The organism is Streptomyces sp. NPDC031445, from assembly GCF_055581365.1.
In genome coordinates, this window is sequence record NZ_JBVIJO010000003.1 from 436,913 (window position 1) to 460,221 (window position 23,309).

The 23,309-nt window shown below is 70.8% G+C and carries 17 protein-coding genes, 1 tRNA gene and 4 pseudogenes; 9 read left to right on the forward strand and 13 right to left on the reverse strand.

The genetic code is table 11. The features are described from left to right. Window positions 1-29: 29 nt before the first annotated feature. Window positions 30-106 (forward strand) — tRNA-Thr (locus tag ACZ5DC_RS12220). A 44-nt stretch (window positions 107-150) separates the two neighbouring features. On the opposite strand, the pseudogene ACZ5DC_RS12225 reads toward ACZ5DC_RS12220, so the two are convergent. From ACZ5DC_RS12225 to ACZ5DC_RS12255, 7 genes and pseudogenes are all read right to left on the reverse strand, one after another. After that, window positions 151-1,014: pseudogene (locus ACZ5DC_RS12225) on the reverse strand (tyrosine-type recombinase/integrase); the annotation flags it as partial. A 16-nt stretch (window positions 1,015-1,030) separates the two neighbouring features. Further along, a pseudogene (locus ACZ5DC_RS12230) lies at window positions 1,031-1,347 on the reverse strand (hypothetical protein). Between the two features lies 1 nt (window position 1,348). Then, a pseudogene (locus tag ACZ5DC_RS12235) lies at window positions 1,349-1,695 on the reverse strand (RRQRL motif-containing zinc-binding protein). 422 nt (window positions 1,696-2,117) lie between these two features. Continuing rightward, window positions 2,118-2,792, reverse strand: a pseudogene (locus tag ACZ5DC_RS12240) (hypothetical protein); the annotation flags it as partial. Continuing rightward, window positions 2,789-3,238 carry a Pycsar system effector family protein gene (locus ACZ5DC_RS12245; protein WP_468651924.1) on the reverse strand — a complete coding sequence of 150 codons (450 nt, stop codon included), beginning with the start codon at window positions 3,236-3,238 and terminating at the stop codon, window positions 2,789-2,791. The gene ACZ5DC_RS12245 and the pseudogene ACZ5DC_RS12240, both read right to left, overlap by 4 nt. Continuing rightward, window positions 3,235-3,504 (reverse strand): DUF6284 family protein, encoded by a 270-nt coding sequence (locus ACZ5DC_RS12250; protein ID WP_468651926.1) that lies wholly within the window; start codon window positions 3,502-3,504, stop codon window positions 3,235-3,237. The genes ACZ5DC_RS12245 and ACZ5DC_RS12250 overlap by 4 nt, the downstream gene beginning before the upstream one ends. 98 nt (window positions 3,505-3,602) lie before the next feature. Then, window positions 3,603-3,761, reverse strand: a complete 159-nt coding sequence (locus ACZ5DC_RS12255) for a hypothetical protein (protein ID WP_468651928.1) — start codon at window positions 3,759-3,761, stop codon at window positions 3,603-3,605. Between the two features lie 505 nt (window positions 3,762-4,266). Here ACZ5DC_RS12255 and ACZ5DC_RS12260 point away from each other — a divergent pair. Both ACZ5DC_RS12260 and ACZ5DC_RS12265 read left to right on the forward strand, forming a co-directional pair. After that, window positions 4,267-5,070, forward strand: coding sequence for a GntR family transcriptional regulator (locus ACZ5DC_RS12260; RefSeq protein WP_468651930.1), 804 nt, complete (start codon window positions 4,267-4,269; stop codon window positions 5,068-5,070). After that, window positions 5,067-5,732, forward strand: coding sequence for a YdcF family protein (locus ACZ5DC_RS12265; RefSeq protein WP_468651932.1), 666 nt, complete (start codon window positions 5,067-5,069; stop codon window positions 5,730-5,732). Before ACZ5DC_RS12260 ends, ACZ5DC_RS12265 begins: the two co-directional genes overlap by 4 nt. Window positions 5,733-5,768: 36 nt before the next feature. Here the strand turns inward: ACZ5DC_RS12265 and ACZ5DC_RS12270 are convergent, their stop codons facing one another. Next, window positions 5,769-7,502 (reverse strand): AIPR family protein, encoded by a 1,734-nt coding sequence (locus ACZ5DC_RS12270; protein WP_468651934.1) that lies wholly within the window; start codon window positions 7,500-7,502, stop codon window positions 5,769-5,771. 812 nt (window positions 7,503-8,314) lie between these two features. On the opposite strand from ACZ5DC_RS12270, the gene ACZ5DC_RS12275 reads away from it, so the two are divergent. Both ACZ5DC_RS12275 and ACZ5DC_RS12280 read left to right on the forward strand, forming a co-directional pair. Then, entirely contained in the window at window positions 8,315-9,208 is an 894-nt protein-coding gene (locus ACZ5DC_RS12275) for a glycosyltransferase family 2 protein (protein WP_468651936.1), read from the forward strand. Window positions 9,209-9,722: 514 nt separating this feature from the next. After that, window positions 9,723-13,394: an AfsR/SARP family transcriptional regulator gene (locus ACZ5DC_RS12280; protein ID WP_468651938.1), complete on the forward strand. Its 3,672-nt coding sequence runs from the start codon at window positions 9,723-9,725 to the stop codon at window positions 13,392-13,394. A 41-nt stretch (window positions 13,395-13,435) separates the two neighbouring features. Here ACZ5DC_RS12280 and ACZ5DC_RS12285 read toward each other — a convergent pair whose 3' ends face one another. Then, entirely contained in the window at window positions 13,436-15,124 is a 1,689-nt protein-coding gene (locus ACZ5DC_RS12285; RefSeq protein WP_468651940.1) for a bifunctional 3'-5' exonuclease/DNA polymerase, read from the reverse strand. A gap of 55 nt (window positions 15,125-15,179) precedes the next feature. Further along, window positions 15,180-15,956, reverse strand: a complete 777-nt coding sequence (locus tag ACZ5DC_RS12290) for a Clp protease N-terminal domain-containing protein (RefSeq protein ID WP_468651942.1) — start codon at window positions 15,954-15,956, stop codon at window positions 15,180-15,182. Window positions 15,957-16,116: 160 nt separating this feature from the next. Here ACZ5DC_RS12290 and ACZ5DC_RS12295 point away from each other — a divergent pair, with 160 nt between their 5' ends. Next, the gene (locus ACZ5DC_RS12295; RefSeq protein WP_468651944.1) at window positions 16,117-17,226 is read left to right on the forward strand and encodes a DUF2786 domain-containing protein; all 1,110 of its coding nucleotides are present in this window, start codon (window positions 16,117-16,119) and stop codon (window positions 17,224-17,226) included. Window positions 17,227-17,884: 658 nt separating this feature from the next. On the opposite strand, the gene ACZ5DC_RS12300 is transcribed toward ACZ5DC_RS12295, so the two are convergent. Both ACZ5DC_RS12300 and ACZ5DC_RS12305 read right to left on the reverse strand, forming a co-directional pair. Further along, complete coding sequence (locus ACZ5DC_RS12300) at window positions 17,885-18,400, reverse strand: DUF4232 domain-containing protein (RefSeq protein ID WP_366750229.1); 516 nt, start codon at window positions 18,398-18,400, stop codon at window positions 17,885-17,887. A 134-nt stretch (window positions 18,401-18,534) separates the two neighbouring features. Further along, window positions 18,535-19,047: a hypothetical protein gene (locus ACZ5DC_RS12305; RefSeq protein ID WP_468651946.1), complete on the reverse strand. Its 513-nt coding sequence runs from the start codon at window positions 19,045-19,047 to the stop codon at window positions 18,535-18,537. Between the two features lie 517 nt (window positions 19,048-19,564). On the opposite strand from ACZ5DC_RS12305, the gene ACZ5DC_RS12310 reads away from it, so the two are divergent. Next, window positions 19,565-19,834 carry a DUF397 domain-containing protein gene (locus ACZ5DC_RS12310; protein WP_468651948.1) on the forward strand — a complete coding sequence of 90 codons (270 nt, stop codon included), beginning with the start codon at window positions 19,565-19,567 and terminating at the stop codon, window positions 19,832-19,834. 106 nt (window positions 19,835-19,940) lie between these two features. Here the strand turns inward: ACZ5DC_RS12310 and ACZ5DC_RS12315 are convergent, their stop codons facing one another. After that, window positions 19,941-20,435, reverse strand: a complete 495-nt coding sequence (locus tag ACZ5DC_RS12315; RefSeq protein WP_468651950.1) for an ATP-binding protein — start codon at window positions 20,433-20,435, stop codon at window positions 19,941-19,943. A 345-nt stretch (window positions 20,436-20,780) separates the two neighbouring features. Between ACZ5DC_RS12315 and ACZ5DC_RS12320 the strand changes: the two genes are divergently transcribed. Beyond that, complete coding sequence (locus ACZ5DC_RS12320) at window positions 20,781-21,605, forward strand: helix-turn-helix domain-containing protein (RefSeq protein ID WP_468652076.1); 825 nt, start codon at window positions 20,781-20,783, stop codon at window positions 21,603-21,605. 87 nt (window positions 21,606-21,692) lie between these two features. After that, the gene (locus ACZ5DC_RS12325; protein ID WP_468651952.1) at window positions 21,693-23,153 is read left to right on the forward strand and encodes an aldehyde dehydrogenase family protein; all 1,461 of its coding nucleotides are present in this window, start codon (window positions 21,693-21,695) and stop codon (window positions 23,151-23,153) included. The last annotated feature ends 156 nt before the right edge of the window (window positions 23,154-23,309 follow it).

Sequence of the window (23,309 nt, forward strand, 5' to 3'; positions counted from 1 at the left end):
TGCCGATCGCACCATGGTGCGGGCAGCCCGCCGCTTTAGCTCAGATGGCCAGAGCAACGCACTCGTAATGCGTAGGTCTCGGGTTCGAATCCCGAAAGCGGCTCCACGGAAACCCCAGGTCATGTGTTCGCTGACCTGGGGTTTTCTCGTTCAGCGGAGGCGGCGTCTGCGCCGCGCGCGGGCCGCGCGACTGTCGGCGGTCTCAGTTTTGGTCTCAGTTGCCGCTTCCAGGCGGGGCATGAAGGTGTCGCCCATGCGGCGCGTCGCGTCCTTGGAGAGGTGCGAGCGGCCCTTGACGTACCGCCGGGTCTGGCTGATCTGGGTGTGGCGAAGGATCTCCATGATGGTCGGCATGTCCACCCCCAGCTCGTTCAGGATCGTGCCGGCGGTGTGACGGCTTCCGTCGTACAGGCGGCGGTCATCGATCCCGGCCTCCTCCAGCAGTTCCTTGAACTCCTCCCAGTCGGCGCGCGGGTCGATGGGGCGTCCGTCCGGCCGGGTGAAGACGGCGCCGCACTCCTGCCAGGAGTCGCCGGCCGCCGCCCTCATCGCCTCCTGCTGCTCCTTGTGCACGATCAGGTAGGGGATGAACGGGGGCGGAATCGGCACGGGGTTCCTGCTCTTCTTGGTCTTGGGCCGGGTGAAGACGAGCCCGCCGCCCTTTCGCTCCGGACAGGTGCTCGCGTGCCGCGTGCAGCGCTTCGGGCACGGCTTCGGGCACCCGCGCTTGTAGCCCTTATGTGTCGAGCAGTCCGGCGGGCACGGCTCGAACCGGTGGAGCCGGCCACCGCACGCGTGCGGGTCCTTGCAGCCATGGCGCCAGGTGAGCCGCTGGAGCTGCCACTGTGGGTGGAACAGTTCGTTCTCCAGATCGACGTACGGCCACCGCAGGCCCAGCGTCTCGCCCTGCCGGAAGCCCATGCCGACGCCGACGCACCAGCGCATGAACGTGGGCCGCGTTGCCGCGGCTTCCAGGAACGCCTTGGCTTCCTCGGTGGTGAACGGGTTCTCGTCTCGGGGACAGCCATGGTCACCACCACCCCGACGACTTCAAGGAGGCATTCTCGGCGGCGGCCTCGTTCACGATCCGCTGACGCTCGACCTGCAACGCGGTGATTTCGGCGACGAGGCGGGTCTCGGCGCTCTGCCAGGTGGTGTCCAACCGGCGGTCGGCGCGGGCGTGCCGTTGCCGCGGTGCAGGTTGTAGGCGCCGGAGGTGACCGCGCCGAGCACGGCGCGGCGCTCGCGCCCGTTCAGCGGCCACATCTCCTGGTTACGGACGGCCTCCAGCATCCGCTCGGCCTCGCGGATCGCCTTGTCCAGGCGACAGGTGTCGGGCTTGCCCATGTCAGGCACTCCTCAGAGCTTGGGAGGGTTCGGGGAAGGCGCAGGGGGTGCACATGCCGAGCGAGGCGGGGATGACGTAGCCCGCGTCACGGCGGCAGGCGGGGCAGATCCGGCGCGCGCGGTTGGCCCGGTCCAGGGCGGCCCGCCGGGCCGGGGTCATCGGCCGGACGGGCTTGGCCAGGTCGACGCGGTAGAGGTAGGCGACCAGCGGCCCGCGTCGGCGGCGCGGACGCTCCAACTGGGCGGCCACCGGCTGGCCACCCGGCCGCAGCCCGCGGGCGCGGAGCTGTCGGCGGGTGGCTATCCGTCCGGGGCCAGGCGCCACCGGAACACCGGCAGCGCGGCCATCACGCGGCCCGCTCGGCGAGCAGCGCGTCACGCAGCATGCGGGCGTTGGCCGGCGAGGTGCGCAGTTCCCGGCGGATGCCCTCGGCCGTGATCTGCCCGGCGTCCAGTCCGGCCGTCGCCTTCCGAGCCTGGTCCAGCAGTTCCTCAGGTGTCCGGCGGGTACGGGGCGTTTTCGCAGCCGCTGGGACCCGGCCGGTCACCCGGCGCGGCCGGGGCGACTCCGCCGCACTGGTGCGGGCGGGGGCCGCCTCGATCGGCACCGGCCGAAGGACCGGAACGACCGCCGGGATCGGCTTGCCCGGGGTGGCCTGCTTGCCCAGATCGATCGGCACCGGATCGGGCACCACAAGCCGGGTCAGCGTGATGGTGGCCGGGGTCGATTCCGGCTGGTCAGCGATAGACCGTTCTCGACCGTTCCCGGTCGATTCCTCCGCATTCGCGTCGGTGGTTGGTGCGGTGTTCCAGGCGGGCAGTTCCCACCCGGTGGCGACGCTCGCGAGTGCCTGCCCCGTGCCGTCGCCCTGCCGGGCCCCTTCCAGCTCCGACCACGCCCCGGCGAGGTGGCCGGCGGTCTTGGCCTGGACGCGGGCGACGCGGGCACCGGCTGTGGTCACGGCGGTGAGCCGGGTCTCCTCGGTCACCGCTCCGGCCCGCAACCGGGCACGGGCCACGGCCGCTTCGTCCCGCGCTTCCTGCTGGATCGACTGGATCTGATCGAGCGCTGTCGCGGTGAGCGCGGTGCGCTCCCACAGCCCGTGGACCAGCCACAGCGCCGTCGCGGCGATCGGCAGCCATGCCACGGCCAGCCACGCACCGACCGCAACCTCGGCGGTCAGGGCATGGGTGATCAGGACACCGGTCGCGATCATCCCGAAGAACCAGCCGACCGCTGTCACGGTCCGGCTGTGGTCACCCTGCGCGGCGAGGCGCCGCTCGTAGGCGAGGGTGGCCAGCCATCCTCCGTCGATCCCGAGACCGACGACCAGGGCCACCGGCCACGGCATCGCGGCACCGAGCCACATCACGACCACGGCCAGCGTGAGGACCATCGAGACGGCCGTCATCGCGACAGCGGGCAGCACCGTCTTGGCCTTCATGCCGCACCCCTGAACGCGAGCAGGGCGGCCAGGACGAGCAGGGCGCCGCCGGCAAGGGTGAGGTCGACCGCACGGCGCAGGCCAGCGAACTTGGCGACCGCGAGCCGGGACAACCCCGCGATGTCGGCGGCGAGGTCCTGGGAGAGGGCGTCGTTGATCTGGTCGGGGGTGAGGGTGGCCCACAGCGGGAAGCCGTGCCGGCTTCCGAGGTGGGGGCGGACCGACCAGAGCAGCATCCCGGCCGCCACCAGCAGCAGCGCCATACCGGCGCTGCCGACCAGGCGGGCGGGAGCGGTGAGGTGGAGGCCGTGGCCGACGCTCCACCCACCGGCCAGCACGGCGCCGACGAAGGCGAGCAGCAGGGAGGTCTTGCTGTCCGTGCGCGAGATCTCCGCCTTCACCTCGGCGTGCGCGGCGGTCAGGGGCTGTCCGGTCGTGGCGCTCATGCGGCACCCCCGGGCAGGCTCGCCGTGGCGGTGCGGTTCGCCAGCGCCGCCCGCGCCGCCAGGACCCGGCGGCGGGCCCGGCGGATCCGGCGGGCGTCCAGCTCGCTCGGGATGCGGTCCAGGGTGGTGATCTGCGCGTCGAGCAGGTCGACGTCCGCCAGGATCAGCGGCATCTCCTCCTCGATGGCGTCCAGCTCCGCGTTGGTCGGCTCGATCCAGTCGGCGAACGCGGTAACAGCGTCCTGAACAGTGACGATGTGACTCATTGGGTCGTGTACTCCCTCGAAGACGAAGCGGCCCCGAACAGCGCCCCCGGAGCTGCAACTCCGGGGGCGCGCGCCGTTCTGTGAGTGGGCGGGTGTGGTCAGCCCCTCTTGGGCTTCGTGCCGAACGTGGCGTGGAGCTCGGACGTGACGTCCTTGCACTCGCCGCGCTCCATGCGGTCGTAGATCTTCTGGCCCTTGGCGAAGGCGCCCGCGCTGGTCAGATCCGGCGCCTTCGACTCCTGCTTCTTGCCGAACATCCGAACCCCCTGGGGTGTCGTGAGTGGACGGGCCCGGGCGCCCAAAGGGCGGCTCCGGCTCCCCACGCTCCCGCCCGTTCGGCCCCCGCTCACGGCGGGCCCGGTCGGGCGGGAGAGGCAGCCGGCCGCAGCGCGAAGCGCCGCGAACCAGGAAGCGGACCAGAAGGGATAGGGCGCCGCCGGCCGGTCCGCGGACCGGGGCGCCCAGGTATGTCGTCGGTTCACACCGACCTCCCGCAGATCACAGGGACAGGGGGAGCGCGGCCGTGTGCCGCGCAGTCCGTCTTTTCGACTCGGGGAGACGGGGCCCACCTATGCAGTTCTCAAGAAACGACCAGCTCAGGGACCCAACTGCACGAGCGATCCCGAACCGACAAGGCGCTGGAAGACCGAAAGAGGGGCCCTCCCTTGCTCGCTGTCCTAGGACTGCGAGCGACCTGAGAAGAGCATGCACCGCTGTCCTAGGACTGTGTGCTTCACTGCGATCTGTGGAGAGGAGTTCCGCGTGGCACCGAAAGCGCCAAAGTGGCGGGAACTGGCCGACCGGTTCGCCGAGCAGATCAGGAACGGCGACGTTGCCCCCGGTAAGCAGCTTCCGCAGATCCGCGATCTCGTAGAGGCGGGCGAGGGGTCCAAGGAGACCGTGCATCGTGCCTATAAAGCCCTGGAAGCCGAGGGCCTGGTCACGATGACCCGTTGGCACGGCACCGTTGTCCGGCAGAAGGCGCCGCTCAAGCGATTGGGCATCGCGCGGTATGACAAGGCCAAGTGGCGGGATGGTGATGAAGTCGCCTTCATCGCGGACCGGGTGGCGTCCGGCCGAACGTACAACCGGAACGAGCAAACGCAGTCGGTCAGCCGCATCAAGGCGCCGGCAGCCGTGGCTGCCGCGCACGGTCTGCCCGAGGGAGCCGAGGTGTACGCGCGGGCGCGTCTCGTGAAAGAAGGCGCGCAGCCTGCCCACACTCTGACCAGCTATTACCGGCCAGAGCACGTCGAGGGGACGCGCATCGTTGACCCCACTCCGGGGCCCGCCGGGCGAGGTGGCGGCTTCCGGGTTCTCTACGATGCCGGATACGAGATTGACCATATGCGGGAGGAACTATTCGCCCGAGTCCCCACAACGGAAGAGACGCAGCTACTCCAGCTTTCCCCGGGCGAGTGGGTGGTGGAGCTGCACCGCACCACGTACACGGAGGACGGCACCGTGGTCGAGTTCGCCATCGGGGTGCACGCGGCGACGCGGTTTGCGTGGTCGTATGACTTCAAGGTGCCCGACTCAGCGAAGGCAAAGGGTGAGAGTAAGTGATCTCGGCTCAGACGTGGGCGGACGCCCAACGGCTATGGGACTTCCAGCAAATGGGCCATGAGCCACGCCCATGCTCCGTCGTCATTGGCCTCGGCAGCCATGACCTGGGAGTAGCCGATGCCGCGGTGGATCTCTACCATCGCGGCATGGCGCCACTCATCGTCTTCACCGGAGCGACGAGCCGGACGACGCGCGAGCGGATGCCGCGCGGCGAAGCCGAGCACTACCGCGAGCGCGCGATCGAGCTGGGGGTCCCGGAGCACGTGATCCTTGTCGAGCCGAACGCGCGGAACACGGGTGAGAACATCCGCTTCTCACGCGCGCTGCTCGAAGAGCGCCACGTTCCCGTTTCGTCCGTCCTCCTGGTCAGCAAGCCGTACGAGCAACGTCGAGCCTACGCAACGGCCCGCAAGAACTGGTCCGAAGTCCAATGGGTGAGTGCATCCGCACCAATGACCCTGACGGAGTACGTCGACTCAATCCAAGATGCCAGGCTGGTCATCGACATGCTGGTGGGTGCCCAACAGCGACTAATGGTCTACCCGCGAAAAGGATTCATCATTTACCAAAAAATCCCAGACGAAGTGCTAGCAGCATTTGAGCGACTGCGTGATGCAGGCTTTATAAGTCGCTTGATGCCTGAGGGAGCCGGCCACCACTAGATTGCCACTGGCAACACAAGATCAGTTGTCCTCTAATCAGGACCGAGTTGGAGATTGGCTGCCGTGTGCGCCAAGTTGCTGCTTGAGCGAGTCGGTGAAAGATCGGGTTTTCGCGATGTCAAGGGCGAGTGGCGCACCATGCAAAACTCGTTCCACCGCGTCGGCGGCGTGCATGAACGCATCTGTGGCTCGTGAGTTATCCCACAGCACTTCACAAATATCCGCACAGTACTTTTCGATCTTATTCGCTCCTAGTGCTGGCATTTCCGCTCCGCCCGCAATGTAGCGCAGCGCCATCAATAGGTGATAACGCGCTGGCTTATATTTCACCGGGACAGGGCCGTTCCGGAATAGGAATTCCAGCTTAAAGTGGGCGTACGCCGATACGTAGTACGGGTCGAGCTTGTGACTGTCGTTAAAGATGCGACTTCCGACTTGTGTTTGTAGGTCGGCATAGTAACTGATTGAGCGGTGAGGCTCATCCAAGAACATGGCGGCGAAAGATCGGATCTGCTGCGACTTCGTGATGATGCGGACTTTCTTGATGCCCGACACGGAATTGTACTGCTTCGAACGCCGTTCGTAGTACAACCGCTGCTCGTTGTTGTACGAACTCAGGAAGCTTTCCAGTTTCTTGGCGAATGTGCCGAGAGCGTAGAGGTCCTCGTTGGTTACTTGGGTTTGACGGTTCGTTGCGGTCACGATCGAATTAACGACATCTTCATCCTGTGTCGCTACGATTTTCAGCGGAACTTGTACTTGATCAGTCAAGTGCTCTTGGTGATCGAAGAGAACGTGACTCGTTTGACACCCATTCACGATCTGGTAGTCGGTAATGGCTACTTTGTCACGGGTGGTGGTTAGTTCGCGCGCAACGATGGTGACGCCGTTGTTGAGTACGACGAAACGTCCCTTTGCGGCTTCGTCTGCCAGCGTGCGCTGGATGTCGGTGTTTACGGAGTTGTCATACTCCTGGAAATCTCGCACATTGTCATTGAATAGAGATTTCCTAATATTTCCTGTACCATCCGAAAGAATCTTGACAAATTCTGGGGCAGAGATTACCCCCAGATAGGACTCTGCAACACCTGCAATGTCAGGGAGAAGGACTTTGCTAGGAAAAGAGAACTCTGTGGTAACACTGTTCTTGCTGCGCAGGTAACTGGCGTGAACCTCGTCGGCGCCCATAGGGCTGAACGCGACTTCTGAGAACAATCCAGTGGCCTTAAGCCTGGCCACTCGCTTCGCAATCTTCGCCTCAAGGTATTTGTCAGAAGTCCACTGGCCTGTCGTTACGTAGCTGAGCCGGCATTGCGGTTTCGCGCGGCGGAACCTAAGGCTGTTATCGTAGATTCTCTGCATCAAGTCGCGAGACAGAGTTACTGAATCATTCATTGGCAGTGATGGATTCTCTGAGAAGAATTCGTCCACTCCGTCGAAGAAGTTCATAATCTGCTCGCCAGAGAAGCCGCTCGTTGTCTTCGCCTGAATAAAGCAGAAAGAGACATCGAGTGAGCCGTTGATTTTCAGCAAGCCGTCCATGTCCTCGCCGGAGCTGATTAGGCTTCCGTTTACGATTACGCCAATGCCGTCGATCCCTAGATCATCGCCCCCACCGGTGTGTACGTCGGTGACATTGAATTCGTCGTCATACGAGTCTGAGATTACGCAGTAGTCGGCGAACAACTCGAAGGCATCTGATTCGCTCTTTTTCTCGATGGACTGTTCGCTGCGGAATGCGTCCAGATAGGCTTTAGTTACGCGGTCCATCGGTCCCCCCACGCACACATAAGTGCAATAGCTGACGCAGGGATCGTACCGCTGCATGGCGACGGAGCCAGGCGGTTTCGCGACAGCCGACGCTGCACGGTCTGTGCCAGCGAGGAGCATCGTGTGGCGTGCTTCCCTCGTGGCGCCACCTGCTGCTCGCGGACGTGCACGAACGCTGTGATGACGCCTCCACGCAGACGCCCAGGGACACCCCTGGACCAAGATCGGACAACTCAGCAACAGGCGTGCACTTCGCTGGATCTCCGCGCCCCGTCGTGCACCGGGCTGGTGCAGGCGGTGCGGTGGAGGCGAGTCTCGTGGGGCGGCGGAGTGAACTTGTAAGGCGAAGGTCACCGGTCAGGATGGCGCACTGCGGTCTCACTCGGGGTCTCATTTGCCGCCCGATCCACCGCAGTCCACACGGGTCCGTCCGTGGGCAGGGCCCCTTCTGAACAGGGACGTAGACGGCTCTACGGATGACTATGGACCCGCCTGGACCAAGATCGGACAACTCGTAATGCGTAGGTCTCGGGTTCGAATCCCGAAAGCGGCTCGGTGAGAGGCCAGGTCATGTCGTTCATGACCTGGCCTTTTCTGTTGTCCGTGGGGGAGCGCGGGGCGGCGCCGGGGCGCAGGTGGGCGGCCAGGGGGGCGTTGGCGAATCCGGACGCATCCCGGCTGAACCGGATCAAAGACGCGGCAAAGTGAATCGGTGTCCGGTGAACCCGGGGACCTGAGGCAACATCTTGGTGAATGGCGGGCAGCGCGCGCTCGGGACGCGGTGCCGCCGTCGGCCGGACGGGGTGAGGGACGTGGTGGAGCCGAGGATCGCCGTCGCCGTGGTGACCATGGGCAACCGGCCCGCCGAGGTCGACGCCCTGCTGGAGTCCGTGGCCAAGCAGGACCTCGCCCCCGCCCGCATCGTGATCGTCGGCAACGGCTGCCGGCTGCCCGAGTTCGCCCGCAGGCTCTCGCTGCCCGGCGAGGTCACCACCATCGACGTCGAGGAGAACCTCGGCTGCCCGGGCGGCCGGAACGTCGCCCTCGCCCGGCTGCGGGAGTTCGGGGACGTCGACGTCGTCGTGGAACTGGACGACGACGGACTGCTCGTCGACCCCGACGTGCTGCGCCGGGTGCGTGACCTGTACGCCGCCGATCCGCGCCTCGGCATCGTCGGCTTCCGCATCGCCGACGAGCGCGGCGAGACCCAGCAGCGGCACGTGCCGAGGATCGGCAGGTCCGATCCGCTGCGCGGCGGCTACGTCACCGGTTTCCTCGGCGGCGGACACGCCCTGCGCATGGCCATGCTGGCCGAGACCGGCGACTGGCCCGCCGAGTTCTTCTTCGCGCACGAGGAGACCGACCTCGCCTGGCGGGCCGCCGACGCCGGCTGGAAGATCCTGTACGCCCCCGAACTGCTCCTCCAGCACCCCAGGACCTCACCGGCCCGGCACGCCATCTACTACCGGGTCAACGCCCGCAACCGCGTCTGGCTCGTCCGGCGCCGGCTGCCGTTGCCGCTCGTCCCGGTGCACCTCGGGGTGTGGACGCTCCTCACCCTCGCCCGCACCCGTTCCCCGGCGGGGCTCAAGGCGTGGTTCGGCGGGTTCGCGGAGGGACTGCGGGAGCAGGCCGGCGAGCGGCGGCCGATGCGCTGGCGGACGGTGTGGAGACTCACCCGGCTGGGACGCCCGCCGGTGATCTGAGCCCGGGAGCCCAGGAAGCGCCGGAGCCCAGGAAGCCCGGGAGCCCAGGACAGGCCGGAGCCGAGGAAGCCCCGAAGTCCGGGGCGGGAAACGGGACGGGGCCCCGGTCGTTCACCTCCGCCGGCCGGGGCCCTTGTCGTCCCCGGACCCAGCCTGCGGCGACACTCCCCCGAGTTACGCGTGCTACGCGCGCGCCGTCGGGCCGAATCCGATGGAATGATCACATCAGGATGCGCCAACGGATCGCTAACATGTGGCCAACGGCTCGTCAGCGGACCGTGTGGAGCGGTTGGCCGGAAGTTCTCCGGTGGCAGCGGGAACTGCCCCTTCGGCTGGGCGGTTTCGGGCTGCCGGACCGGCGGGGGGCCGGTGGGTCGTCCGACGGTCGGCCCACGGGCGGAGGGTGGCGGGAAACCGCTGTGGACAGGGCGGAATTCCGCCAGGCGACGGCGGGTACCCACCCGCGGCGGAGCGCGGTCGGGCCGACCGCGCGGGAAGGCAGTGGAGCGGCGTGATGCGGCGGTGCGAGCTGCGCTTCGGACTGCTGGGACCGCCGGTCCTCTACGACCGTCCGCGGTACGGGATGTCGTACGACAGCTCTTACGCCGCCGCCCCTCCGGAAACCCCCGGCACGTCTTCGGGAACCTCCGGCACCGGAACCGGATTCTCCGGCACCGGACCCGAATCTCCCGGTGCCGGATCTGATTCCTCCGGTGCCGCGTCCGAATCCTCCGGCCCCCTCACCCCCCGCCGTCCCGCCGGGAAGACCGGCCACGACGCCACCGACCACGGCGTCCGGGCCATCGGCAGCCCCAAGGTCCGTGCCCTGCTCGCCGCGCTGCTGCTGGAACCGGGCCGGGTCGTGTCGGTCGAGGCACTGAAGGACGCGCTGTGGGGCGGCGCGCCGCCCGTCTCCGCGCGGGCCTCCCTGCACAACCACGTCACCCGGTTGCGCCGGCTCCTCGACGACCCCGAGCGGCTCAGGGCCGTACCGCCGGGTTATGTGCTGCGGGTGGATCACGGCGAACTGGACGTGCACGTCTTCGACGCCCGGGTCGCCGAGGCGCGCGCCGCGCACGCCGGGCGCGACTGGCCGGGCGTCGTACGCGCCTGCGCCTCCGCGCTCGCGCTGTGGCGCGGCACGCCCCTCAGCGGGCTCCCCGCCGACATCGGCGGCTACGCCCTCGTGCAGCGCCTGAGCGAGGCGCGACTGCTCCTGCTGGAGCTGCGCTACGACGCCGAACTCCGCCTCGGCGGAGCCCGTTTGACCGCGCTCGTGCCCGAGCTGACGGCGCTGGTCGCCGAACATCCGCTGCGCGAGGCGTACCACCGTCAGCTGATGCTCGCCCTGCACCGCACCGGCCGCCAGGCCGAGGCCCTCGCCGTCCACCGTGATCTGCGTGCCCGCCTGGTCGAGGAACTCGGCATCGAACCCGGCCCGGCGGTCCGCGAGGCGCATGTCGAGGTGCTGCGGGGGAGCGGTGCGGAGCGTCGGCGCGGCTCGGAGTGCGGCGACTCCTCGCTGCGGGCCGGGGGGAGTGGACGGCCGTGCCGGTCGGGCGACTCGACCGCTGACGAGGGCGCCGACGACGGCGCCGACGACAGCGACGGCGACGGCGACGACGCTCACGGCGGCGAGGGCGACCGCACCGGTACCGGTACCCCCAGCGGCACGGGTACCGGGCCCGGCCCCGGCACCGCCGGCGGCTCCGTGGGCCGTGCCGTGCCCCAAGCAGCCCCCGCGTCACCCTCCGCGCCCCCCACGGCCTCCGCGTCCGCACGGGAAGCCGACGGACCCGCCGCCCGGCAGACCCCCCGTCCGGCCCAGCTGCCCGCCCCGCCGGCCCACTTCACCGGCCGTGCCGACGTGCGCCGCGAGCTGCGCCGCACGCTGACCGAGCCGTCCGCTCCGGCCCCCGCCGTCGCGGTGGTCAGCGGTATGGCCGGGGTGGGCAAGAGCGCGCTGGCCCTGCACGTGGCCCATGAGTTGAGGGAACGTTTCACCGACGGTCAGCTCTACGTCAACCTGCACGGCGCCACCCCCGGCATGACCCCGCTCGCCGCCACGCAGGCGCTCTCCGCGCTGCTGCGCGACCTCGGCACCGAGCCCCGGCATATCCCGGAACACCCGGATGCGGCCGCCGCGTTGCTCCGCTCACTGCTCGCGCCCGCGCGGATCCTGCTGGTGCTGGACGACGCGGCGAACGCGGCCCAGGTTCGGCCCCTGCTGCCGGCCGGGCCCGACTGCGCGGTGATCGTCACCAGCCGCTCCCCGCTCGCCGCGCTCGACGGCGCCCGTCGCTTCCCGCTCTCCCCGCTGACCGGCGAGGACAGCGCGGCCCTGTTGCGCGCGGTGAGCGGGCGCACGGGACTGGACGCCGGGCACGCGCTGGTCGAGCTGACCGGCGGGCTCCCGCTGGCGCTGCGCGTGGTCGCCGCCCGGCTCGCGGCCCGCCGCGCCCTGACCCCGGACGTCCTGGCCGGCCAACTCGCCGAGACCGGCGGGCGGTTGCGACACCTGGAGTACGACGACCTGAGCGTCCGCCGCTCCCTGGCCGTCGCCCACGACGCGCTCGCCGCCGCCGAGCGCGAGGCCGACCGGGACGCGGCCGTCACCCTGCGCCACATCGGCGCGCTCGACCTGCCCACCTACGGAGCCCCGCTGATCGCACGGCTCACCGGCACGGACGAGCGCCGCGCCGAGGCCGCCCTGGACCGGCTGGTCGACGTCGCCCTCCTGGAGGAAACGGCGTACGGCCGCTACGCGCCCCACGACCTGGTCCGCGACTTCGCCCGCGAACTGGCCGACGCCGCGCCCCGCCCCGCCGCGGACGAGTCCTTGCCGGAGAACCCCGGCCCCGCCGGCAACGCCACCCCCGACGCCGACGGCACCGCCGGGTCCGCCGACGCCGATGGCGCCACCGGGGTGGCCGACCTCGCCGCCCCTGACCCCTCACCGGGCCAGGACTCCGCCTACGCCACCCCCGATCGCGCACTCGGCCACCCACCGACCCCCACAGTCCCCGACCCCACCCCCGTCGCCCCCGATCTGGTCGCCCTGCGCTGGTACGCCGCCATGGCCGAGCGGGTGCTGTCGGCGGTCGTGGAGCCGGGGCTCGATCAGGACGACCGGCGGCGGCCGACCTCCGCGCAGCCGACAGGGCACGCGGCGGACGTGGCGACCCTGGCGGCCTTCGAGTCGGCCGAGGAGGCCTTCGCCTGGGGCGAGCTGGAGCTGGAGAACGTCGTCACCCTGGTGGCACGCAACGCGGACACCGACGATCCGCGCACGGCCGCCCATCTCTCCTCGCTCGTACGGCTCCTCTTCCCCTATGTGCAGCGCAGCGGCCGGGTCGCCGAGATGGAGGTGCTGGGGCGGGCCGCACTGGGCGCCGCGCGGCGGCTGCGGGACCCGGAGGCCGAGGCGTACGCGCTGGGCGACCTCGCGGGCCTGCACTTCCTGACCGGCCGGCAGAACGACGCCCTCGCCCTGACCGACCAGGCCCTGGCGATCTGGGAGCGGCTGGGCACGGCCTCCCGGATCCGGCGCTGCCTGAACAACCGCGGGCTGCTGCTGGAGGGACTGGGGCGGTTCCGGGAGTCGGGGGAGGCGCTGCGGCGGAGCCTCGCCTACTCGCGGCTGCTGAACGACCCCTACGGCGAGGCCGTCACCCGCAGCCACCTGGGCAACCTCTACGAACACACCGACCCGCGCGCCGCCATCGAACAGCACCGGCGTTCGCTGGCCATCGGGGACGAGATCGGCGCCGTCATCGTGCAGCACTCGGCGCACTGCAACATCGGCTACGCCCATCTGACGCTCGGCGAACCGGCTGCCGCCGCCCGGCACTTCGAGGAGAGCCTGCGCATCCTCGGCGGTCACGGCGACTGGCACGGCGAGTCCCAGACCCGGCTCGGCCTGGTCCGCGCGCTGCGGCGGCTGGGGCAGGCCCAGCGGGCGGCGGACGAGTGCGCCGAGCTGCTGCGCCGGGCCGACGCCCGCGCCGACCGGTACATGGGCGGGCTGGCCCTGCACCAGCACGGCTTCCTGCTGCGCGAGCAGGGGCGACCGGCAGAGGCGTACGACGCCTGGTGCGCGGCCCACGAGGCACTGGACGGCACCGATGAGCAGGCGGTCCTGGCGGAGCTGCGGGAGCTGCTGAGCGGCGGCCCGGCCGCGGGATGAGCCGCCGCGACACCCTGGCCCGGCAGGCGTCACGCGGCCCCTTACTTGGCGTCGGCGTAGCACTCCACCACCGCCGTCGTGAACGGGAACCGCACCGGTGTGTCGCCGAAGGTCAGCCGGCCGGCGAGGGCGGCGGACTCGCGGACGGCCTGGACGACGGCGTCGGCCTCCTCGGCGGGGCAGTGCACGATCACCTCGTCGTGCTGGAAGAAGACCAGCTCGGCCTTCAGCCCGGCGCAGGCCCGGCGCAGCGCGGCGAGCAGCAGCAGGGCCCAGTCGGCGGCGCTGCCCTGGACGACGAAGTTCCGTGCGAAGCGGCCCCGCGCGCGGGAGTCGGTCGACGCGTAACCGGGGCCCCAGCCGGTCTGGCCCTCCGGTTCCTCCTCGCCCACGGGGATGCCCGCCTCCTCCGCCGTGTCCTCGCCCGCCCGGACGGCCGGGGGACAGGTGCGGCCCAGCCAGGTGCGCACCAGCCGGCCCTCCTCGCCCGCGCGGGCCGCCTCGTCGACGTGGGCGACGGCCTTGGGGAAGCGGCGGCGGAGCGCGGCGAGGTTCTTCAGGCCGTCCCCGGAGGTCTGGCCGTAGATCGCGCCGAGCACGGCGAGCTTGGCCTGGTCCCGGTCGCCGGAGAAGGCGCGGTCGGAGACGGACTGGTAGAGGTCGCTCTCGCGGCCGGCCACCTCCATCAGGCCGGGGTCACGGGAGATCGCGGCGAGCACGCGCGGCTCCATCTGGTCGGCGTCGGCCACCACCAGCCGCCAGCCGGGGTCGGCGACGACGGCCCGGCGGATCACCTTGGGGATCTGCAGCGCGCCCCCGCCGTTGGTCACCCAGCGCCCGGTGACCGTGCCGCCGGCCAGGAACTCGGGGCGGAAACGGCCGTCGCGCACCCAGTCCTGGAGCCAGGACCAGCCGTGGGCCACCCAGATGCGGTACAGCTTCTTGTACTCCAGCAGGGGTTCGACGGCCGGGTGGTCGACGGACTGGATCTCCCAGCGGCGGGTGGACTTCACCTTGATCCCGGCCTGCGCGAAGGCCTTGATCACGTCGGCGGGCAGATCGGGCCGCACCCGGCGGCCGAAGGCGGCGGAGACCTCGTCGGCCAGCTCGGCGAGGCGGCGCGGCTCGCCGCCGCCCGCGTACCGCTCGCCGAGCAGGTCGCGCAGCAGCGCGCGGTGGACCTCGGCACTCCAGGGCAGGCCCGCGTGGTTCATCTCGGCGGCGACCAGCGTCCCGGCCGACTCGGCGGCGGTCAGCAGCCGCATGCGGCCGGGGTGGGCGGTCTGCTCGTGCCGTCGCATCTGGTCGGCGTAGACCTCGAGCAGGTCCGGCAGGGGCAGGTGGCTGCCGACGGATTCGAAGAGCGGGGACTGGGCGCTCGGATCGGCCGCCCGCTGCGGTGGATCGGGCGGGACGGGGCCGCCGCGGAGGCGGGCCAGGGCGGCGGCGGCCGAGCGCGGCTCGCCGTACCGCCCCTCGTGGCCGAGCAGGAGGGTCTCGGCGTCCTCGATGTCGTAGCACCGCTCCACTCGCACCCCCGTGGCGAGCAGTCGCGGGTAGACCTCGGGGGTGGACCGCCACACCCAGCGCGTCACCTCCGGGCGGCTCCGCACCGCCGCGGCGAGATCGCTCTCCCGCCGCACCGGTCCGGCGGGCAGCCCGTCCGGGCCGAGGGGGGCGACGTCCACGCCTCCGTCCTCGGCCGGTGCGAGCGCCCACCGGTCGGTCATGTCTGCGAGTGTGGCAGGGGGGTCTGACAACGGCCCCGGCCTGCTCCGGCCGGCTTCAGTCCTGGCCGGGTGCCGGGGACCCGGTCGCCGGCTCCGCTGCCGCGGCTGCCTCCTTCTGCTCCAGCAGCAGCGAAAGCACCTTGTCGACGTACTCCTCGGTGGCCGCCTTGGTGATGCCGAGGTCGCTGAGGACCCCCCGGCCGTTCTCGTGCTCCAGCAGGGCGAGCAGGAGGTGCTCGGTGCCGATGTAGTTGTGGCCGAGCCGCAGGGCCTCGCGGAAGGTGAGTTCCAGGGCCTTCTTGGCCTCGGGGCCGTAGGGGACGAGGTCGGGCGCGTCGTCCGCGGCGGGCGGGAGCGCGGCGGTCGCGGCCTGGCGTACGGCGTCCAGCGGGACGCCCTGCGCGGTGATCGCCTTCGCGGCCAGGCCCTCCGGCTCGGCCAGGAGCCCGAGGAGCAGGTGCTCGGGGCGGCCCTCGGCGTTGCGGGCGGCCACCGCCTCGTTGTGGGCGGCCATGACCACGTTCCGCGCGCGTGGGGTGTAGCGGCTGAAGCCCTGGCTGGGGTCGAGGTCGGCGGACTCCTTGGGCACGAACCGCTTCTGCGCCGCCTGCCGGGTCACGCCCATGCTGCGCCCGATGTCGGTCCAGGAGGCGCCCGAGCGGCGGGCCTGGTCGACGAAGTGCCCGATCAGGTGGTCGGCCACGTCACCGAGGTGATCGGCGGCGATCACCGCGTCCTGGAGCTGGTCGAGGGGTTCGCTGTGAACCTTCTTGATCGCCTCGATGAGGTCGTCGAGGCGTACGGATGCCGTGATGTTCGGGTTGGTCGCCATAGTGTCAACCGTAGGTTGCGCTCTCGTGGGTGTCAACCGATGGTTGACACTCCTCTGCCACCCCTCCCGGTCCTCCTTGCTCTCCATCCACCGGACTCGTTATCCACAGGCTGTGGACAACGATCGTGTGCTGTCGGCGGGGCATGGCACGATCGACAGCGTGACCAGCACCGCCAGCACCGTCGAACGGGCCTTCCGGGCCGCCCTCTACGACGACACCGACACCGGCCTCGACACGGGCGCCTCCCTGCTCGCCGCCGACCCGGGCGCCGACGCCGAACTGGCGCGGCGCGGCGAGGACTTCGTGGCCGGGGCCTGGCAGCGCGGCTGGCAGCCCGCCGACGTCGTACGGCTGGTGCGGCGCGAGCTGGGAGACGCGCACGTCCGGCCGGCCGCCGCACTGATCCGGGCGCAGGCCGGGCGGGACCGCCCGCGCGGGCGCCGCTGGGCCGACCAGCTCGCGGCGCTGCCCGCCGACCCCGAGCGCGCTGCCGACCGCTTCTCGCACGCCACGGCGGTCCTGGAGCTGTACCGCCTGCTGCTGCGCCTGCCCGCCCTGGAGCCCCTGGACGAGGAGCCCCGGCGCACCCCCGGTCCGGGCGCCTCCCGCATGCTCACCCGCATCCGCGCGCTGCTCGCCAAGGCCGAGGCCACCGGCTATCCGGAGGAGGCCGAGGCGCTCAGCGCCAAGGCGCAGGAGCTGATGGCCCGGTACAGCGTCGACGAGGCGCTGCTCGCCGCCGAGGCGCCCGCGCCGGACGCGCCCGGCGCCTGCCGTATCGGGGTGGAGCCGCCGTACGAACAGGCCAAGGCGGTCCTGCTGGACGCGGTGGCCACGGCGAACCACTGCCGCGCGGTGTGGAACGAACCGTTCGGCTTCTCCACGGTCGTCGGCTTCGAGGCGGACCTGGAGGCGGTCGAGCTGCTCTACACCTCGCTGCTGGTGCAGGCCACGCACGCGATGACGAAGGCGGAGGCCGCCCAGCGAGCCGGCGGGCGCAAGCGGACCAAGACCTTCCGGCAGTCGTTCCTCGCGGCCTACGCGCACCGCGTGGGCGACCGGCTCGCGGCTGCCGCCGAGACCCAGGTGACCCAGGACCTGCTGCCGGTGCTGGCCACACGCGAAACGGCCGTGACGGGCCGGCTGGAGCGCATGTTCCCGCAGACCACGACGACCCGGCTGCGGGGGGTCAGCGACGCGGCGGGCTGGACGGAGGGCGCACGCGCGGCGGACCGGGCCCAGGTCGGATCCCGCCCGCGGCTGGAGTGACGACCACTCACCGGGTGGCCTGGCCACCGGCGTTGCCTCGCGCCGCCCCACCCGCTCGCCGACTGCCCACCCGAAGCCGCGTCCGGCCACCCGGCCCGGCTCCGGTACGGCCCCGCCCGGTCACCGCCATCCGACTCGCTCACCGCCACACTCGCCACCGATCCGCGCGCGTGCCTTGCGGCGCGGTTGCGGACCTGCCACCAGGTCGCCGGCCCGTGCTTGAGCCTTGGCCAGGTCGCCGGCCCGCGCCATGCTCCGTGGCCGGTCGCCGCTCCGCGCCTGCCTCCCGGCCCGGTCGCCGTCCCCGCGCCCGCGCTCCGCGGCCTGGTCGTCGACCTGCTCGGTTGCCGACCCGCGTGCGTGCCTCGCGGCATGGTCGCGGACTTGCCAGGTCGCCGGCCCGTGCTTGTACCTCCCGGCCGGGTCGCCGATCCGCGCGCGTGTCCCGCGGCTGGGTCGCAGACCTGCCCCCGGTCGCCGGCCTGTGCTCCCGCCCCCGGCCCGGTGACCGACCCCGCGCCCGCGCTCCCCGGCCCGGTCGCAGACCCGCCCGGCCGCCGGCCCGCGTCCGTTCCTACCGGCCGGGCCGCCGGCCCGCTTCCGTTCCTACCGGCCCCCTCGCCGGCCCGCCCAGTCGCTCCGCGACCCCCTCGTCCCCTCAGTCGCCCACCTGCTGGAAGGCGCTCACGGACGCGTCCGGGCCGGTTCCGGTGGTCTTGGCCGCGACCGGGCCGTACTTCCACGGGAAGGTCCGGCCGGTGTCCGAGCCCGGCAGGGTGATCTTCACGGTCTGCGCGGCCAGCGCGTTCTTGGCGCCCTCGGCTCCGCGCACGTAGCTGATGGAGAAGGACGCCGAGTCGCCCTTGGCCAGCTTCAGCTTCTGGGCCTTCGCGCCCTTCAGTACAGGTACCCGGGTCTTGGAACCGCCCCCGTTCAGCACGACGTCCGGGAAGCCGTCCAGGGTGCAGGGGGTGCTCTGATTGGTGATGCTGACCGGGATCTCGCCGGTGTCCCCGGCCGCCGGGGCCACGCTCGCCGCCCCGATCTGCAACGAGACCCCGCCGATCTCGCAGGCGGAGCCGCTCTTGCCGTTCTTGTTCCCGCCGCTGCCGTTGCAGGCGGTCAGCAGCAGAGCGGCGGCGAGAGCGGTGACGGTGAGCGGAATGACGCGCATGAGCAGGTTCCCATCGAGCTGGTGACGGTCTCCCCCGCATCATGGCCCCTGCGTCCGGGACGCGATCACGCACCCCGTCCCGATTCACCACTTCAGATGGTGCTCGGCCGCTTTCGAGCGCCGGGAAAGCGTCCTCACCGCCGTACCGGCGCCGTCGGCAGTCCCGACGGCAGCTTCCCGCCCTCCGCCTTGGTGTACGTCTCCTGGCCGGCCCCGCCCGACCAGGTCACCTTGAGCGTCGTGCCGTCGACCGAGTCGACCATGCCGGTGGAGCGCCCCTTGTCCTCGCCGCTGCACGTCAGACGGATCATCTGCATGCCGTCCTCGGCGCCCGCCGTGCCACTGCACACGGTCCCGCCGGTCGCGAAGATCCCGGCCTTCTTCCCGGTGACCACCAGAGCCACGATCTTGCCGCCGGCGGTGGTGATCCAGCTGCCCTGGAGCTTGGCGGAGCCGCCCGCGGGGGAGGCCGCGCCCGGCGACGGGGCCGCGGCGGCGCTCTTCGAGGGCGACGCCGAGCTGCCCTCCCCGCCCCCGGACCCACCGCCGCCGCACGCCGTGAGCGCCAGCGCGCCCGCCAGCCCCACGGCCAGGGCCGCGCCCCGCCCTCGCGCGCTCGCCCGCGTCCTCGCAGTCGCAGTAGTCACCGGAAGCTCCCTCAGCGATAGCGGCCGGCCGCCCTCGCCGGACGGCCCGCAGCGCAAGCTACCAGCAGTCACCGGGAGGACTTCCGTACGCGGCACGGGAATCCCCGGTGGGTCGGAAGGGCCTCCGGGGAGGAGGGGAGCACCCGCGGATGCTGTCCCTCCGCCGGGCGGATGCCGATCCGGCCGACCCGGCCGATGGACGATCATCCCGACCCTGGAACATGAGGGGCGCGGTACGCGTCTCTTCCTAGTGCACGAGGGGTTCGATCCGGACGACCCCGCCCAGCCGATGGCACGCAAGATCGTGGGCGGGGGCCGGAGGGGGCATGGTCTGCCCGCTCCGGGGCAGGCGCTGGAGCGGCTTCGGTAAAGCGGACGTCAAGGCTGTAACCGTGGCAGCACTACCCGTGCACGTGCATTTGCTCATGCAGTTGCACGTGAACAGAGTTATGATCCGGGTCAGTTGACTACAGCATCTATGGCCTCAGCAGCCAGTGCACCACTCGGGGAGCGACCTGTGGACCGCGACGTTGACGGCGTGTACGGCGGGTACGACGTGTACAACGGCATGGCTGCCACGCAGCTGAACGGAGTGGCCTGGCAGAAGAGCAGGCACAGCAACTCGCAGGGGTCCTGCGTGGAGTTCGCGCGGCTGCCGGGCGGCGACGTCGCCGTACGCAACTCGCGCTTCCCGGACGGGCCGGCGCTCGTCTACACGCGCGCGGAGATCGAGGCCATGCTCGCGGGCGTCAAGGACGGCGAGTTCGACCATCTGATCGCGAGCTGACGCCGGCACTCCGCTCTCGCCGCGCCCTGGCAACGATGTCGGCGGGGCGCACCGGCGCGGCCCGGTGGACGCGCGGAAACCGCGCGCCCGCCGGTGCCGAACCGGATCAGCCGGCCGTGTGCAGCCGGAACAGCGCCCAGACCACCTTGCCGTCGAGCGTGCCCGCGAGCGGGTGCCAGCCCCAGCTGTCGGCGAAGGAGTCGACCAGGAACAGCCCGCGGCCCGACTCGGCCGAGAAGTCGTCCGAGTCCCGCGGGGCCGGGGTCTCGTGGCTCGGGTCGCGCACCGCGCACACCAGCCGCTCGGTCCAGCGCATCAGGTGCAGCCGTACGGACGGGTGCGCCTCGCCCCCGCGCGGCGCGGCCGGTACCGCGTGGCGCAGCGCGTTGGTGACGAGCTCGGAGACGACTAGGCAGATGTCGTCGAAGCGGTCGCCGACCTCCCACTGCTCCAGGGTGCACCGGGTGAAGCGCCGGGCCTCGCGCACCGCCTCGAACCGGGCGGGCAGGGCGCAGGAGGCGGCATCGGACACGGCCGCGGGATCCAGCGGCGGAAGGCCCTGCCGTAACGGCTTGAGCATGGTCGATCCATTCGTCCCCATGCGAGGCACTCCCGGGAATTCGCGGTCGTTGCGATGCAGCGGTGGCGCGGCACCATGGTTTCGGATGCGCACAACAGATGCAAGGGCAGATGCACGTGCACGGGACCGAAATGACACTTCCCGTACCGCTTCTTGGCCATTTTTTCTGCCATCTTGCCGCCGTTCCCCGCCAGAGGTCCGGACCTCTCCCCGGTCCGCCCCGGGTGGAAATGGGCGGGCTCTTTCCGTTTCCGTAACCGGACGAGTACTGCTCGAAGTGTTTTAGTGGCAGACTTCGGCCCCTGAAGACGGTTGGGGAGGCTGGCGAAAGTGAGCGCGGGAGAGCCCGGATCGGTGGTGCGGCGGATGCTGCTCGGCTCGCAACTCAGGCGACTGCGGGAAGCGCGGGGGATCACGCGTGAGGCGGCGGGGTACTCGATCCGCGCCTCGGAGTCGAAGATCAGCCGGATGGAGCTGGGCCGGGTGAGCTTCAAGACGAGGGACGTCGAGGACCTGCTGACGCTGTACGGCATCACGGACGAGGCGGAGCGCGAGTCGCTGCTCTCCCTCGCCCGGGAGGCCAACGTGGCGGGCTGGTGGCACAGCTACACCGACGTCCTGCCCAGCTGGTTCCCCACCTACGTGGGCCTGGAGGGCGCCGCCTCGCTGATCCGCGCCTACGAGGTGCAGTTCGTGCACGGCCTGCTGCAGACCGAGGAGTACGCCCGCGCGGTGGTCCGGCGCGGCATGAGGGGCGCGAGCCTCGCCGACGTCGAACGCCGGGTCGCGCTGCGCCTGGAGCGGCAGAAGTACCTGCTCGCCGACAACGCCCCCGAGTTCCACGTCGTCCTGGACGAGGCCGCCCTGCGCCGCCCCTACGGGGACCGCGAGGTGATGCGCGGCCAGTTCCAGCACCTGATCGACATCTCCGAGCGGCCCAACGTACGGCTCCAGGTCATGCCGTTCAGCTTCGGCGGGCACGCCGGCGAGAGCGGCGCCTTCACCATCCTCAGCTTCCCCGAGTCCGACCTGTCCGACGTGGTCTACATGGAGCAGCTGACCAGCGCCCTCTACCTCGACAAGCGCGAGGACGTCGCCCAGTACGAGCAGGCCCTGAAGGAACTCCAGCAGGACAGCCCCGGCCCGGACGAGAGCCGCGACCTCCTGCGCGGCCTGCTGCAACTGTCCTGACAAGCCCCAACTCTGGTGACTCACAAGTAGGATGACGCTCGATCAGACCCGGCACAGATCTGTGACCGCTAGCGATTGAGGGATCACATGTCGTCCTACTTCACCGACCTGGCCCAGCAGTACATCGACGGCGAGTGGCGGCCGGGCACCGGCTCCTGGGACGTCATCGACTTCAACCCCTACGACGACGAGAAGCTGGCCTCGATCACGGTGGCCACGGTCGACGAGGTGGACGAGGCCTACCAGGCCGCCGCCCGGGCCCAGAAGAAGTGGGCCGAGACCAACCCCTACGTCCGGCGCGCGGTCTTCGAGCGGGCCCTGCGGCTGATAGAGGACCGCGAGCAGGAGATAGCCGACCTGATCATCGCGGAGCTGGGCGGCACGCGCGTCAAGGCCGGCTTCGAGCTGCATCTCGCCAAGGAGTTCCTGCGCGAGTCGGTCCACCTCGCGCTGCGCCCCGAGGGCCGGATCCTGCCCTCCCCGGTCGAGGGCAAGGAGAACCGCGTCTACCGCGTGCCGGTCGGCGTCGTGGGCGTCATCAGCCCCTTCAACTTCCCGTTCCTGCTGTCGCTGAAGTCGGTCGCGCCGGCCCTCGCGCTCGGCAACGGCGTGGTGCTCAAGCCGCACCAGAACACCCCGATCGCCGGCGGCACGCTGCTCGCGAAGATCTTCGAGGACGCCGGGCTGCCCGGCGGCCTGCTCAACGTCGTCGTCACCGACATCGCCGAGATCGGTGACGCGTTCCTGGAGCACCCCGTCCCGAAGGTCATCTCCTTCACCGGTTCGGACAAGGTCGGCCGGCACGTCGCCACCGTCTGCGCCCGGCACTTCAAGCGCGCGGTGCTCGAACTGGGCGGCAACAGCGCACTGGTGGTGCTGGACGACGCCGACATCGACTACGCGGTGGACGCGGCGGTCTTCAGCCGGTTCGTGCACCAGGGCCAGGTCTGCATGGCCGCCAACCGGGTCCTCGTGGACGCGTCCGTGGCCGACGAGTTCACCGAGAAGTTCGTCGCCAAGGTCCGCACCCTCAAGGTCGGCGACCCCCGCGACCCGCAGACCGTGATCGGCCCGGTGATCAACTCCGCGCAGGCGGGCGCCGTCTCCGGCACCGTGGAGCAGGCGCTCGCCGAGGGCGCCACCGCCCTGGTGCGCGGCACCACGACCAACAACCTGGTCGAGCCGACCGTGCTGACCGGCGTCCCGGCCGGCTCCCCGCTGCTCCAGCAGGAGGTCTTCGGCCCGGTCGTCTTCCTCCTCACGTTCGACGGCGAGGAGGAGGCCGTGCGGATCGTCAACGACACCCCGTACGGCCTCAGCGGCGCCGTCCACACGGCCGACATCGAGCGGGGCGTGGCCTTCGCCAAGCGGATCGACACCGGCATGTTCCATGTGAACGACGGCACGGTCCACGACGAGCCGATCGTGCCCTTCGGCGGTGAGAAGCACTCCGGTCTCGGCCGACTCAACGGCGAGACCACGATGGAGGCGTTCACCACGGTGAAGTGGATCTCGGTGCAGCACGGGCGCAGCGCGTTCCCGTTCTAGCCGCGCCCCCGTCGCCCCGCCTCCCGCTCTCCCGCGCCTCCTGCCATCCCGCGCCCGGCTTTCCGGCGTCCTCGCGCGCGCGGGCCCTTGCGGACAGCACCTGACCGTGAGGGCCCGTAGCGTCGTCGGTGTCGGGGGAACCGCCCCGGCGAACCG

Excerpts from the sequence above, each read along its gene's own strand:
- ACZ5DC_RS12315 (WP_468651950.1), bottom strand. The coding sequence starts at position 20,435 with ATGGGGACGAATGGATCGACCATGCTCAAGCCGTTACGGCAGGGCCTT.
- ACZ5DC_RS12245 (WP_468651924.1), bottom strand. The coding sequence starts at position 3,238 with ATGAGCGCCACGACCGGACAGCCCCTGACCGCCGCGCACGCCGAGGTG.
- ACZ5DC_RS12280 (WP_468651938.1), top strand. The coding sequence starts at position 9,723 with ATGCGGCGGTGCGAGCTGCGCTTCGGACTGCTGGGACCGCCGGTCCTC.
- ACZ5DC_RS12285 (WP_468651940.1), bottom strand. The coding sequence starts at position 15,124 with ATGACCGACCGGTGGGCGCTCGCACCGGCCGAGGACGGAGGCGTGGAC.
- ACZ5DC_RS12255 (WP_468651928.1), bottom strand. The coding sequence starts at position 3,761 with ATGTTCGGCAAGAAGCAGGAGTCGAAGGCGCCGGATCTGACCAGCGCG.
- ACZ5DC_RS12320 (WP_468652076.1), top strand. The coding sequence starts at position 20,781 with ATGCTGCTCGGCTCGCAACTCAGGCGACTGCGGGAAGCGCGGGGGATC.
- ACZ5DC_RS12290 (WP_468651942.1), bottom strand. The coding sequence starts at position 15,956 with ATGGCGACCAACCCGAACATCACGGCATCCGTACGCCTCGACGACCTC.
- ACZ5DC_RS12250 (WP_468651926.1), bottom strand. The coding sequence starts at position 3,504 with ATGAGTCACATCGTCACTGTTCAGGACGCTGTTACCGCGTTCGCCGAC.
- ACZ5DC_RS12300 (WP_366750229.1), bottom strand. The coding sequence starts at position 18,400 with ATGCGCGTCATTCCGCTCACCGTCACCGCTCTCGCCGCCGCTCTGCTG.
- ACZ5DC_RS12270 (WP_468651934.1), bottom strand. The coding sequence starts at position 7,502 with ATGGACCGCGTAACTAAAGCCTATCTGGACGCATTCCGCAGCGAACAG.
- ACZ5DC_RS12325 (WP_468651952.1), top strand. The coding sequence starts at position 21,693 with ATGTCGTCCTACTTCACCGACCTGGCCCAGCAGTACATCGACGGCGAG.